Here is a 12705-nt window from a genome sequence, read left to right on the forward strand (position 1 = left end):
GTTCATTCGGCCATTTAGAATTATTAGCAAGTTAAATTTTGATATGAAAAAGAACATAATAATTGAAAATGTAGGTGTTTGTATGGATGGTGGGACTCTTATATTAGAAATAAAAAAGAATCAATCAACCTTTTATGAAGTTCAATTTGTACAAAAAGTTATTTTTTCAAGTCGGGCTTTGAGGGAGCAATTACCAGGCAGTCTGGTTTTGAATGAAAAGGAGGTTGAAATAAGATCAGAATTGGAAAAAGAAATACTTTCAGAGATTAAATCTGCTGAATTTGGAACAAAGATATCTGAAAAAGAAAGAGGTTCTTTAAAACAAATAATTTCAGAGCACATAGATTTTGTTGAATCTGAAGATTATATAAAAGTTGCTAAAAAAGTTGGACGAATAAAATAACAATATAATTCGTAATTAAGTTTTTTAGTTTTAGAATAATTGATAAAAAGTAAACAATATGGTTTAGTTTGCAAAAACTTCCCGAAATTTGCACTTTAAATAAAAGTAAATATGAAAATAAATCTAAAATCAGGAATTGATAAATTGCTTTTCGGAATGAAGCAAAATGATGTAACGGCTGCTTTGGGAAAACCGGACAAAAATTATGTAGACGAAGATGACAATGTGATTTTTGTATACAATGCACACAAAATCAGATTGACATTTTATCAGGAAGAAGACTTGAAATTAGGTTATTTAGTAGCTTCAAGCAATGATCTTGAAGTTTTCGGGTTCAAGTTAATCGGAAGAAAAATTGCGGATGTAAAGAAAGATTTGGCAACAAAAGAAATTACAAAATACACTCAGGAAACTTTTGATACTTTCGAGAACTATTTCAATGAAGACAATTGGTTTATTCTTCAAACAGAATTCGACGAAGTGGTAAAGTTCGAAATCGGTGCGATTATCAACGGTAAAGACGAGTTTGACTGGAAGTTTCCGGTGAAGAAATAAGCATGATTTTGTCAGAGTGAGCGAAGGGAGAAATCACACGCGTAAATCGACAAAGATTGGCGAACTACTTTGCGGAATTTCTAGTGTGATTTCTCCCTTCGGTCGAAATGACAAATAGGACTTAAATAAACAAAAAAACCGACAATCACTTGTCGGTTTTTTTATGTTCAGATGAAAAGAAATTATCCTTTTAACCATGCATTTTTAAGTTTCTCTTTTGAAGCATCAGTTGCTTTAAAAGTTTCTTTTTCTTCAAATGGTACTTTCACGGTTCCTTTTACAGTTTCTTCTTTACCATTACGTTTTATTTTAAGCGTAATCGGATCGTTTTCTTTCCAGTTTTCACTTTCAGAAATCAAGTCGTAAATGTTATCTAAGTTGTATGTTTTTCCGTTTACAGCAACGATTACATCGCCGGCTTTAAGCTTTAAGTTCGTAAAGAATACATTCAGGTCAACATCAGGACGTACGCTTATTATTTTAGTCGCCGGATCAACACCAATATAAGGAGTTTGTCCTTTGATGAAAATTGATGCCGGAACTTTTTCAGACGCTTTTGTAACGCCCACTTTTGCCAAATAAAAATCGTATGGAATTGGCGTTGTTCCTGCTACATATTTATTTAAGAATTCGCCAACTTCAGGATAAGTCAATTCTGTAATTTTAGCAAAAAGTTCATTGTCATTAAATGGTTTTTCAACACCATATTCGTTTGCTAATTTATGCATCAGGTCCAGAATACCTCGTTCGCCATTACTTTTTTCTCTGATGATAATGTCAATACACATCCCAATTAAAGCTCCTTTTTGATACACATTTAAGTATTGGTCTTTGTAAGGCTGTACCAATACGTTTGCACTCATTTTGGTAAATGACATGGTATCGTTTAACGTTTTTGCTTCTTCGATTTTGCCTGCAATACGGGTATAGAATTCGTTTTCATCAATTAAACCCTGATTGATTTGAAAAAGATTCGCAAAATATTCTGTTACACCTTCATACATCCATAAATGCTCAGACATTTTTGGTGCGTTATAATCAAAATACTGAATCTCTTTTGAGTGCACAGTAAGTGGAGTCACAATATGAAAAAACTCATGAGAAACGACATCTTTCATCGATTCTATCAGTTTTTCTTTTGGCATAGATTCCGGCAGAACAACTGTAGTTGCTGTAGGATGTTCAAGAGCTCCAAAACCGTGTGCATCATCTTTTGCCATACTTGACAAATACAATAAAACGGTATATTTTTTAGTTGCATTTACTTTGCCTAAAAAGTTTTTTTGCGCCGTCATTATGGTTTTCATTTCCGGGGTAATACTTTCAGCAGTAAATTTTCCGGTAGGAGAGTAAACAGCGATCAGGATATCCATCCCGTTTACGTTAAAAGTGGTGTAATCCGGTTTAGAATACATGATTGGGTTTTCGACCAGAACTGCATAACGAGGTGTCGTAAAAACGTCGCTTGTATTGCTGGCATCTTCATCTGTCATTGAAGTTGCTCCCCAAAGTGTTTCAGGGTGGGTAATGGTAACTTTGTACGGAATATCTAATTTATCCTGAAAGTAACCTACAAAACCGTGTGTATTGATCATGAAGTTAATTCCTGCATTAATGTTGGTTCCGGCTGGCGAAAAAATATCGTCATTACCAAATCCCGTTCCTTTTTCAGTATCAAAAGTATCATTTACTAAGTAAGTGATTTTTTTTAATTTTTTTGCATCAGAAATCGACCATGAATTATCATCGATTCTTTTTACTGTCAAAGGATTTCCTTTAGCATCAAAAGCTTTAAAATCTTCTGAATTTTTACCGTAGTTATCTGTAGAATAGGTGCCCGGAACTGTTTTAGGGATACTATAAATTATTTCGTCGGTTTTGATTTGTGGAGGCGTAACAGTTACCAAAACTTTATCGTCTTTTACATCGATAAGATTAATGGTAACATCTACAACATTGCTTTTTGCAGCGCCGGATGAACTTCCTGTTTTACAGCTCCAAAGTGTTACTGCAAGAACCAAGGTATAAAGTATTTTTTTCATTTGTTTGCGTTTAGTTATTTGTATTTGACTTGTAATGTCTGAAAAAGTTACATTGACATTAAAAATATAAAAAAAACTCCTGAATTTCAGGAGTTCTGTCTTAGTCTAGTTTGTTTTTTATATAATATTTACCATCCAAATCTTCATCAAAATCATCTATTTTAACGGGTTTTGGTTTTGGTTTATTTGCAACTGCCTTCTTTTTCCACATCTCAAATTTTTCAAGTGGCATCTTCTTTTTCATGATTTCCAGAACTTCTTTTTCTGCCAATCCAAATTCCTTTTTAATGATCTCAAATGGATTTTTTTCTTCTAAGGCTAACGAAACAAGTTTTTCGGTTTGTTCCCAATTCAATTCTTTACGGTTACTCTTTTTCATCACGTGAAAATTAATTCAAAATAGGTGTTAATGATTAATAGATTGATTTTCAATTTAAGTATCAATATTAATAAAAAAAATAATTAGTTGGTGCGATGTGGGAGTTTTTTTTTAATGATTTTAACTGTTTTTTATGGATCTTGATTTTTGAAACGGAATTTGCAATAAATTTTTCAATTTATTGTTCTCTTCGGCTGTCATGTGAGTGTCTAATCCATAAATTAATTCTTCTTTTGGCAAGGTGGTAAAAGTGCCAAAAAGACGATCCCAAACCGAAAAAATATTTCCGTAATTGCTATCTGTGTAGGGCAGCACATAATGATGATGAACTTTATGCATATTGGGAGAAATGATAAAATAACTTAAAAAAATATCTAATTTATTGGGTAAAGAAATATTCGCATGATTGAACTGCGAAAAAATAACAGATAAACTTTGATATAAGAATACCATCCACATTGGGCTTCCTACTATTAATACACCCAGAGTTGTAAAAACGAAACGAATGACACTTTCTCCGGGATGATGTCTGTTGGCAGTTGTTGTATCAATCCAGGTATCAGTATGATGTACAATATGAAACCTCCATAAAAATTTTATCTTGTGCTGAACAAGATGTGCTAAATAAGCTCCAATCAGGTCTAATAAAAGTAATCCGATAATGATGTAAAGCCATATTGGTATTTGAGGCAGCCAATTCAGGATTCCAAAATGATTTTTAGTTGCCCAATTTGCAGTTTGAATCAGGATGAAAGCAAGAACAAAATTGACAATTATAGTGGTAAATGTCAGAAAGAAGTTAATTCCTGCGTGCTGCCACTTTTGATATTTCATTTGAAACAATGGGAAAGTGTTTTCTATTAACCAAAACACAGTGATTCCGCCAACCAAAATTAAGCTTCGGTGCAAAGACGGGATCGTACTAAAATATGCTGTAATATCATTCATAAATTAAAAAAATTAGATTAATAAAGTTTTAATCTGTTTGTTATGAGTAGATTGTTCTGAATTATTGGCATATAAAAAAGAGAAAACCAAATATAAATATATTCGATTTTCTCTTTAAAATGTAAATTATAGTGTGAAATATTTTATGATTTTTTAATGAGGCTTATTATAAACAATAATACCCAGGCGCCTCCAACAGCAATTAAAATTTGCCAAAGAAGACCTCCGCCTCCAATACCAAGATTACCGGCGATCCAGCCACCAATAACTCCGCCAACAATTCCAACAATAATATTACCCAGCAGTCCAAATCCTGCTCCTTTCCAGATCTGACCAGCCAGCCATCCGGAAATTGCTCCTATAAGTAAAAAATACAAGAATGCCATATGATTTTTTTTTAAGTTACAAGTAGATTTGATTAAGCCGGATCGTGATTCTGTAATAATGTTTTATACAGAAAACCGGCTACAATTGCTCCTAAAATTGGTGCAACCCAAAATAACCAGACTTGAGACAATGGTTGTCCACCAGCAAATATCGCTTGCGATAAAGATCTTGCAGGGTTTACAGAAGTATTCGTGATTGGAATACTGATTAAGTGAATTAAAGTTAGTGCTAAACCAATTGCAATACCGGCAAATTTGCCATTAGCAAACTTATCTGTAGCACCAAGAATGACCAATAAGAAAAATAAAGTAAGCACAAATTCAGCTATAAAAGCAGATTGCAATGAATAGCCATCAGGAGAAAAATCTCCGTATCCGTTCGAGGCAAAGACTCCGGCTTTTGTATTGTCGATTGCATGGCCAGCTTTACCTGTCCAGATAATAAATAACGTTCCGGCAGCAGCAAGAGCGCCAATACACTGCGAAATAATATAAGGTAACAAATCTTTTGCAGGAAATCTTCCTCCGGCCCATAAACCAAATGATACGGCAGGATTAAAATGTCCGCCCGAAATGTGTCCAACGGCATATGCCATTGTTAAAACAGTTAAACCAAAAGCCAGCGCAACACCAGCATATCCAATTCCTAACGTAGGAACTCCAGCGGCAAAAAGAGCGCTTCCACAACCTCCAAAAACTAGCCAATAAGTTCCAAAAAACTCTGCAAATAATTTTTTCATAATAAAATAATTTTAATTAATAGTTGATTGTTAAAGGGTATATTGGTATGCCCAAAAAATCAAAACGATCTGTAGGGGCAAGCGTACAAATAAAATCCACTTTGGTAAACTAAAACTTGCTTTTTTATTTTGATACATGAAAAGATTGGCAGGAAATACAGCAATTAACAATGCTATAATTCCCCATGCAGCAAAATGCATAGTAAAGGGAACAATTAAAAGGATGCCTAATATAAATTCGGCACCTCCGCTTAAAATATTTATTAATTTGGGGTTTGAAAAAAAAGGCGGAATGATTTTTATGTACATTCCGGGGTTTCGAAAATGATTTAGTCCGGCAATAATATAGAGCAGTGCCATTAAATATAAATGCCAGGGTAAATTCATGATATGTAATTGTTTATCACGAATTTATAAAAAAATTAACAATTATTACATTACAAGTAGTTTTTTTTTAACAACACATAAAATAAGTTAATTTTTACGCTTGAAATTTACATTCATAATAATGATGGCAAGAATAATTAAAACGATCCCAATCCATTGAGAAAGAATTACTTGTTCATCTAATAATACATAAGCCATCATTACAGAAACAGGAAGTTCAAGTGCAGAAACGATACTTCCCAATCCAATTCCGGTTAAGGGAAAACCTGCAGTCATTAACATTGGAGGAATAATAGTTCCGAATAAGGCAAGGATAATTCCCCATTTCATAAAAATCTCAAAGTTAAAAGGAGTAACCTGAGTAGCAATTGCAAACGAAAATACAATTATGGAACCTCCTAAAAGCATGTATAAACTTCTTTGTGCAGACGAAATCTCTGTAGCAACGCTATTTGCAGTAAACATAGTTGTAGTAAAAGATGCAGCTGCCAAAACTCCCCATGCAAGGCCGCGCCAGTCCAGAACTACATCATTATGAATGATATTGGTGGCTAAAACGGTACCAACAAGCACTATAAGTACAGCAATTACTTTTTGTTTAGAAGGCAGTTTCTTTTCTAAAATCATTTCAAGTAATACACCCATCCAAACGGTTTGCATTAATAAAACGATACCAATCGAAACCGGAATATATTTTACGGCTAAGTAATAAAACAAACTTGTCATTCCTAACGAAGTTCCTGCAATCATTAAGCTTAAAATATTTTTTTTGGTTGCTTTTTTAACTTTGTCTTTGTGTTTAATTTTCTGGAATGCATTGATTATTAAAATACCAATGATTCCTAATATGAATTGAGATGTAGTTACTTCGGCAGTGGTGTATCCTTCTGTATAGGCCATTTTTACAAAAGTGGCTAACATTCCGTAAGTTGTAGCGCCTATTGCTACTAAAAATACTCCCTTTAATACGTTGTTTTGTGACATCTTAACTTGTTTGATTAAAAAATTAAAGCCGGCAAAGGTAAGTTATTTTGTTTAGGATTTAATAAAATATGAGTACAAACATTATTATGCATTTAGTTTTATACTTGATTTCTATTGTATAATTATGAATTTGACAGGATTACATGAAAATAAGAAACCCATCAAAAAATTATATTTTGATGGGTTTGACTTTCTATGATAAGGTAAAAAAACTATTTTGCGGCAGGTTGAGTCTGATATGTTTCGATTTCGAAAATCAAAGTCGAATTTGGCGGAATTACACCTCCGGCACCTTTTTCTCCGTAAGCTAAGTTTGAAGGAAGAAAGAAAATTGCTTTTTCTCCGTCAGTCATCATATCTAATGCTTCGATAAAACCAGGAATCATTCCGTCTTTTTTACCTACAGAAAACGGAAAAGCCTGATATCCTTTTTGGGCATCACGGTTTGCATCGTATTTACCATAAGCTTTTGCTACGCTTGCTATACTGCTGTCAAAAAGATTTCCATCTTCAAAATATCCTGCATAGTGAAAATAAATGTTTGATCCTTCAGCTCCTTTTATACCAGTTCCTTTTTTAGTAATTACATATTTTAAACCAGATGCAGTTGTTGTAGCTTTAGCTTTATTAGCAGCAAAATAAGCAAGTTTTTCAGTCACTACTTTTTGAGAATCAGCTTTTTTAGCTTCTTGTTTTTTTGCATCATCTGCTAAAACTTTTACGGCATTGAATTTTTTAGCGGCATCACCTTTTCTGGTAATGGTAATTTTTGTCATAATATCATCCTGCACAATTTTGTTTACATTGTCCATTCCTGAAACTACATGACCAAAAATAGTATGTTTTCCGTTTAACCATGGGGTTTCTTTGTGCGTGATGAAAAACTGGCTGCCGTTTGTAGCAGGCCCTGAATTTGCCATAGCAAGAACGCCTCCTTTTTCAAATTTAAGTTCTTCTACGAATTCATCTTTAAAAGCAAATCCCGGGCCTCCTGAACCATTTCCGTCCGGATCTCCACCCTGAATCATAAAATCATTGATTACCCTATGAAATTTTAAACCGTCATAAAAAGGCTTGCCTTTAAGTTTTTCTACTTTTACATTAGGATTATTTCCTTCTGCCAAAGAGATAAAGTTAGCAACGGTTACAGGAGTTTTTACATACTCTAAAGATAAAACGATGTCGCCTTTTGTAGTTGATATCGTGGCAAAAATACCATCGTTAGGATTTGTAGCAGGTGCTGCTTTTGCTGCAGTTTTAGCTGCCGGAGCCTTTGGTTTTGCCACAGGCTTTTTTGTCTGAGCCTGAATATTTACTACTGCCAGGCAAAATAAAAATAAAAATTTAAACTTCATTATGTTAAGGATTTACGTTTATGTTAATCTTTTATATATAATTATTGTGGCTTTTCTAATAATTGTATTTCGAAAATAATGTTCGCATTTGGCGGGATAACTCCTCCGGCTCCGGTTGTTCCGTAAGCTAAATGAGAAGGAATAAAAAGAATCGCTTTATCTCCAAATGAAAGTTGTTCGATTCCTTCAATAAATCCGGGAATCATACCGTCTTTACGGCCTGCCTGAAACGGTATTGGCTGGTAACCGTGTTGTTCTGCTCTTGCTGCATCAAATTTTCCAAAAGCTTTATTAACGTCTTCAACGCTAGAGTCAAACAAAGTACCATCTTCAAGAAAACCTGAATAGTTAATGTATAATTGAGCTCCTGCAGCAGGTTTTTTACCTGTTCCTTTTTCGGTAATTAAATATTCTAAACCTGAACTTGTTTTAGTTGTTTTTGGTTTCACAGAAGCAAAATAGGCTACTTTTTCTTTTTGAGCTCCGCTATATTTACCTTTTTCTTTAGCAATTTCTGAAAAATAATCGCTAAATACTTTTACTGAATCAAACTTTTTAGCAGCTTCTCCATTTCTTATAATAGTTACGGCAACAATAGTATCACCTTGTTTTACCTGATTTACAACTTCCTGACCTTTTTCTACAACATGGCCAAAAATCGTATGTTTTCCGTCTAACCACGGAGTCTCAACATGTGTGATAAAGAATTGACTGCTGTTGGTTCCCGGACCATTATTAGCCATTGCTAAAACACCCGCTTTGTCAAATTTTAAATCTGTAATCTCATCTTTAAACTTATATCCTGTATCTCCTGAACCAGTTCCTTCTGGATCTCCGGTCTGAATCATGAAATCCTCGATAACTCTATGAAATTTTAGTCCGTTATAAAAAGGTTTATTTTTTAAGTAATCCTTTGCAACAAACTCATTTTTACCTTCGGCCAAGGTTACAAAATTGGCCACTGTTACAGGTGCTTTTTTATAATCTAATTCTACAATAATATGTCCTTTATTAGTTTCAATATCAGCATATAAACCATCAGGTAAGTTGCTGTGCTCGTCCTTACAAGAATATAATGAGCTAACAGTAACAGCTAGTAATAATAAAATACTCTTTTTCATTTTTAAAATGTTGTTTTTATGGGTTTATTGTATCTTTTTTCGTTGGGGCTGCAGCTTTTGGAGCTACGGTTTTTGGTGCTGAATTTTGAACTTGTCCTGTTGCAGGTGCAGTTTTTGCTGTTGGGTCCGGTACAAAATTACGAAGCGTAACAGTACAGATCAAAGACTGATTTGGACCTATTTTTTTGTTATCTCCATGATATCCGTAAGCAATATGCGAAGGAAACAGGAATGTTACAGTTTCATTTTTATGCATCATTTTAATACCATCACGTAATCCCATCATGATATCTTGCTTGTCTACATAATAAGTCTGCGGACCAAGATCAGCTTCAGAGTAAATAATTTTACCGTTTATGTCTTTTACTTCCAGATTAAAATAAGCGATATCTCCTTTTCTTGGTGTTGCAGTATCTGTCGTATTTTGTTCGTCATAATACAGCCAATATCCCTTTCTTGTGGCGTAATATTTTATCTTGGGATTACTTTTGATTATTTTTTTAATCACATCCTCTTCATTGGCTACCAGTTTTTTATTACGGTCAGCCGATTTTTTCATAAAAATACCGGAAGCTTGAGAAATAGGGCGTCTCGCTTCTTCGTGTTGTTTACAGCTTACCAATAAAACAGCAAAAAACAGGGTATAGATGCTTCGTTTTAAGTAGTTCATATGAGGTTATATTTTTAGTTTATTTACTAAATCTTCAAACTTCTTCAGGGTTTCTTCCATCGAAACTTCTGATCTTCCACCAGCAGCATTGCTATGTCCGCCACCATTAAAGTGATCTCTTGCAAATTGGTTTACATCAAAACCTCCTTGCGAACGGAAAGAAATCTTGATGATCTTTTCGTCTTTATTTTCGATAAAAATAGCAGTAAAAACAATACCTTTTATACTAAGGCCATAATTTACGATGCCTTCAGTATCACCTTTTACATAATTAAATGAATCCAGTTCTGCCTGAGTAAGCGACATATATGAAGTTTTATGTGCTTCCAGCACTTTCATATTCTGTAATGCGCGACCCAATAATTGCAAACGGCTGTATGAACTGTTATCGAATAATAAAATTGGAATCTGTGTATTTTCAACTCCCAGATCAATTAATTCAGCAATGATCCTATGCGTGTTTCCCGTTGTTCCCGGAAAACGAAATGAACCAGAATCAGTTAATATTCCAGTATAAATGCATGTTGCAATAGTTTTGTCGATATCTTCTTTTTTTCCTAAAAAAGAAATGAAGTTATAAACCATCTCGCAAGTCGATCCAAATGAAGTATCAGAATACGTATAGGCAGCATAATCATCCGGTTTTTGATGATGATCGATCATAATAAACGGAGCCGTAAGCTTCGTTAAAGTATGTTCCATTTCACCCGTACGATGAAAAGCATTAAAGTCGAGTGTAAAGATTAACTCAGCTTCTTCTAATATTTTGGTACAGTTTTCAGTGTCTTTTTCAAAGATTTTTACCGTTTCAGAACCTGGTAGCCAGGCTAAAAAATCAGGGAAATCGTTTGGCGCAATCACAGTTGGATGATGATTGTTTTTTAATAAAAAATGGTATAAACCTAAGGTTGAACCCATAGCATCACCGTCAGGACCTCTATGCGGAATTATGGCGATTTTCTTTGGGGTTGCGAGTAACAATTGTATCGCTTGAATATCTTGTATTTTCATAGTGTGCGAATTTACATTTTTTTAATGTAATGTTGAAATCATTTTACAGATTAACACACTTTTATGTCGGTTGTGAATTGTAAGATGTAAATTGTAGGTTTTGAAATTTTATTTTGCAGAGATTCTCAAAGAAATCGCAGAGATTCAAAAAAGAAATGGAAAGAAGATTAATTTGGTTTCTTTTGGAATTTGGAATTTAATTTTTGGAATTTAAATTGGTACGCGGATGAAACAGATTCGCTAAAGCAAAAACGCAGATTTAAACGGATTTTTTAGTGCTGGATTTATTTTGTTAGAAAATTATAAATCCAAAATATTCAATTGATTGTTTGGTGTTTAATGTGTTGAAAATATAAAATGATTCGTTGAGTTTGCACTGAAAACTGAGACTGTAACTATGACTAAGAAAGAGACTGAGACTGAAAACTGAAAACTGCGGCTAAAAAACTATATTAAAACCATTTCTGGTACAACTTATATTTTGCTCCCTTAACAATTTGTGATTTATAAATTCCCACAGAACCTGAAGAAAAATAAGCGATTGTACAAGCGATAGCAATGAAAATCCCGGGTTGAATGCCAAAAAGTTCCATACCCATAATCGTGCAGGCGATAGGAGTGTGGGTAGCTCCTGAAAAGACAGCTACAAAGCCTAAACCAGCCAGGAATGCAATTGGCAGCGGAATAATTAATGACAAAGCACTTCCTAAAGTAGCACCTACAAAAAATAAAGGAGTTACTTCTCCGCCCTTAAAACCTGCTCCTAAAGTAAATCCGGTAAACAAAATCTTAAGCAGGAAATCATACCATGGGTTGGCATTTGAAAAGGAATCTACAATTACCGGAACGCCTAATCCGGCGAATTTTGTAAACCCAAAACCTGCAATCGCAATCGCTAAAATAATTCCGCCAATAAATGGGCGTAATGGGGGATATTTAATGTTTTTTGAAAAAATAGAACTCCAAAAGTGAGTACTTCTCGAAAAGAGCAAAGCGGCCAAACCAGATAAAAAGCCAATTATAATCACATAAAATAAAGTGGTCGGGCTAATTTCTGGAACGACAGGAATGCTGTAATGCGTATGTTTTATCTGCCAGAATTCGACAGTAAAATAAGCTGTGTACGCCACCAGAAAAGATAAGATAATACTTTTTAGATTGATTTTGCTGAAATATAAAACTTCTAAGGCAAAAATAGCTCCAGCGATAGGAGTTCCAAAAACGGATGCGAAACCAGCACTGATTCCAAGGATAATTAAAATTTTGCGTTCAGCATTGTCTAAATTAAAAAGTCTGGTAAACTGGTCAGCAATTGCGCCGCCCATTTGTACGGCAGTTCCTTCACGACCTGCAGAACCTCCAAATAAATGTGTGAGTAAGGTTCCTAAAAGTACCAGAGGAGCCATCTTAAACGGAATAACTTTTTTGGGCGTTTCATATTCTTCCAATAATAAATTATTTCCCTTTACAACAGATTCGCCCCAATAATAGTAACTCAGCCCCACTAATAATCCTCCAAAAGGTAAAAGCCAGATAATCCAGTCGTGGTGAATTCTAAATTGTGTAACCCATTCCAGGGCAACTAAGAAAAACGCAGACGCAGATCCTGAAAAAACACCTATAAAAATGCATATCAAAATCCATTTGAAAGTGGTCAGGAATATATCTTTTAGTTTTGAAAATACCATTAATTGTAAAAAGTTTTTTGCCACGAATTTCACGAA

At 34.2% G+C, this 12705-nt stretch carries 14 protein-coding genes; 2 read left to right on the forward strand and 12 right to left on the reverse strand.

Annotated elements, in window-relative coordinates; all coding sequences use genetic code 11:
• Positions 1-43 precede the first annotated feature (43 nt).
• Positions 44-403 (forward strand): hypothetical protein, encoded by a 360-nt coding sequence (locus tag NJT12_RS16730; RefSeq protein WP_271337076.1) that lies wholly within the window; start codon positions 44-46, stop codon positions 401-403.
• Between the two features lie 111 nt (positions 404-514).
• Positions 515-958 (forward strand): hypothetical protein, encoded by a 444-nt coding sequence (locus NJT12_RS16735; protein ID WP_271337077.1) that lies wholly within the window; start codon positions 515-517, stop codon positions 956-958.
• 182 nt (positions 959-1140) lie between these two features.
• Here NJT12_RS16735 and NJT12_RS16740 read toward each other — a convergent pair whose 3' ends face one another.
• The 12 genes from NJT12_RS16740 to NJT12_RS16795 form a co-directional block, all read right to left on the reverse strand.
• Entirely contained in the window at positions 1141-3000 is a 1860-nt protein-coding gene (locus tag NJT12_RS16740; RefSeq protein ID WP_271337078.1) for a M61 family metallopeptidase, read from the reverse strand.
• 100 nt (positions 3001-3100) lie between these two features.
• Positions 3101-3379 carry a DUF2805 domain-containing protein gene (locus NJT12_RS16745; RefSeq protein ID WP_213297686.1) on the reverse strand — a complete coding sequence of 93 codons (279 nt, stop codon included), beginning with the start codon at positions 3377-3379 and terminating at the stop codon, positions 3101-3103.
• A 120-nt stretch (positions 3380-3499) separates the two neighbouring features.
• The gene (locus NJT12_RS16750) at positions 3500-4327 is read right to left on the reverse strand and encodes a sterol desaturase family protein (protein ID WP_271337079.1); all 828 of its coding nucleotides are present in this window, start codon (positions 4325-4327) and stop codon (positions 3500-3502) included.
• 143 nt (positions 4328-4470) lie between these two features.
• A complete protein-coding gene (locus NJT12_RS16755) occupies positions 4471-4713 on the reverse strand; it encodes a GlsB/YeaQ/YmgE family stress response membrane protein (protein WP_271337080.1) in 243 nt (80 codons plus the stop codon).
• Positions 4714-4745: 32 nt separating this feature from the next.
• Complete coding sequence (gene aqpZ / locus NJT12_RS16760) at positions 4746-5453, reverse strand: aquaporin Z (protein ID WP_271337081.1); 708 nt, start codon at positions 5451-5453, stop codon at positions 4746-4748.
• Between the two features lie 30 nt (positions 5454-5483).
• Positions 5484-5840 carry a DoxX family protein gene (locus tag NJT12_RS16765; RefSeq protein ID WP_271337082.1) on the reverse strand — a complete coding sequence of 119 codons (357 nt, stop codon included), beginning with the start codon at positions 5838-5840 and terminating at the stop codon, positions 5484-5486.
• Between the two features lie 87 nt (positions 5841-5927).
• Positions 5928-6824, reverse strand: a complete 897-nt coding sequence (locus NJT12_RS16770) for an EamA family transporter (RefSeq protein ID WP_271337083.1) — start codon at positions 6822-6824, stop codon at positions 5928-5930.
• A 212-nt stretch (positions 6825-7036) separates the two neighbouring features.
• Positions 7037-8179: a peptidylprolyl isomerase gene (locus NJT12_RS16775; RefSeq protein ID WP_271337084.1), complete on the reverse strand. Its 1143-nt coding sequence runs from the start codon at positions 8177-8179 to the stop codon at positions 7037-7039.
• Positions 8180-8220: 41 nt separating this feature from the next.
• On the reverse strand, positions 8221-9300 hold the full coding sequence (locus NJT12_RS16780) for a peptidylprolyl isomerase (protein ID WP_271337085.1): 1080 nt from the start codon (positions 9298-9300) through the stop codon (positions 8221-8223).
• 16 nt (positions 9301-9316) lie between these two features.
• A complete protein-coding gene (gene gldI, locus NJT12_RS16785) occupies positions 9317-9970 on the reverse strand; it encodes a gliding motility-associated peptidyl-prolyl isomerase GldI (protein WP_271337086.1) in 654 nt (217 codons plus the stop codon).
• A 6-nt stretch (positions 9971-9976) separates the two neighbouring features.
• Positions 9977-10981 (reverse strand): DHH family phosphoesterase, encoded by a 1005-nt coding sequence (locus tag NJT12_RS16790; RefSeq protein WP_271337087.1) that lies wholly within the window; start codon positions 10979-10981, stop codon positions 9977-9979.
• Between the two features lie 452 nt (positions 10982-11433).
• Positions 11434-12669 carry a voltage-gated chloride channel family protein gene (locus NJT12_RS16795; protein ID WP_271337107.1) on the reverse strand — a complete coding sequence of 412 codons (1236 nt, stop codon included), beginning with the start codon at positions 12667-12669 and terminating at the stop codon, positions 11434-11436.
• Positions 12670-12705: the final 36 nt, after the last annotated feature.

The sequence above is a fragment of the Flavobacterium azizsancarii genome, from assembly GCF_027980145.1.
GTDB lineage: Bacteria > Bacteroidota > Bacteroidia > Flavobacteriales > Flavobacteriaceae > Flavobacterium > Flavobacterium azizsancarii.

Excerpts from the sequence above, each read along its gene's own strand:
- NJT12_RS16750 (WP_271337079.1), bottom strand. The coding sequence starts at position 4,327 with ATGAATGATATTACAGCATATTTTAGTACGATCCCGTCTTTGCACCGA.
- NJT12_RS16775 (WP_271337084.1), bottom strand. The coding sequence starts at position 8,179 with ATGAAGTTTAAATTTTTATTTTTATTTTGCCTGGCAGTAGTAAATATT.
- NJT12_RS16780 (WP_271337085.1), bottom strand. The coding sequence starts at position 9,300 with ATGAAAAAGAGTATTTTATTATTACTAGCTGTTACTGTTAGCTCATTA.
- NJT12_RS16755 (WP_271337080.1), bottom strand. The coding sequence starts at position 4,713 with ATGGCATTCTTGTATTTTTTACTTATAGGAGCAATTTCCGGATGGCTG.
- NJT12_RS16745 (WP_213297686.1), bottom strand. The coding sequence starts at position 3,379 with ATGAAAAAGAGTAACCGTAAAGAATTGAATTGGGAACAAACCGAAAAA.
- NJT12_RS16730 (WP_271337076.1), top strand. The coding sequence starts at position 44 with ATGAAAAAGAACATAATAATTGAAAATGTAGGTGTTTGTATGGATGGT.
- NJT12_RS16770 (WP_271337083.1), bottom strand. The coding sequence starts at position 6,824 with ATGTCACAAAACAACGTATTAAAGGGAGTATTTTTAGTAGCAATAGGC.
- NJT12_RS16740 (WP_271337078.1), bottom strand. The coding sequence starts at position 3,000 with ATGAAAAAAATACTTTATACCTTGGTTCTTGCAGTAACACTTTGGAGC.
- NJT12_RS16765 (WP_271337082.1), bottom strand. The coding sequence starts at position 5,840 with ATGAATTTACCCTGGCATTTATATTTAATGGCACTGCTCTATATTATT.
- NJT12_RS16795 (WP_271337107.1), bottom strand. The coding sequence starts at position 12,669 with ATGGTATTTTCAAAACTAAAAGATATATTCCTGACCACTTTCAAATGG.
- NJT12_RS16790 (WP_271337087.1), bottom strand. The coding sequence starts at position 10,981 with ATGAAAATACAAGATATTCAAGCGATACAATTGTTACTCGCAACCCCA.
- NJT12_RS16735 (WP_271337077.1), top strand. The coding sequence starts at position 515 with ATGAAAATAAATCTAAAATCAGGAATTGATAAATTGCTTTTCGGAATG.
- gldI (WP_271337086.1), bottom strand. The coding sequence starts at position 9,970 with ATGAACTACTTAAAACGAAGCATCTATACCCTGTTTTTTGCTGTTTTA.
- aqpZ (WP_271337081.1), bottom strand. The coding sequence starts at position 5,453 with ATGAAAAAATTATTTGCAGAGTTTTTTGGAACTTATTGGCTAGTTTTT.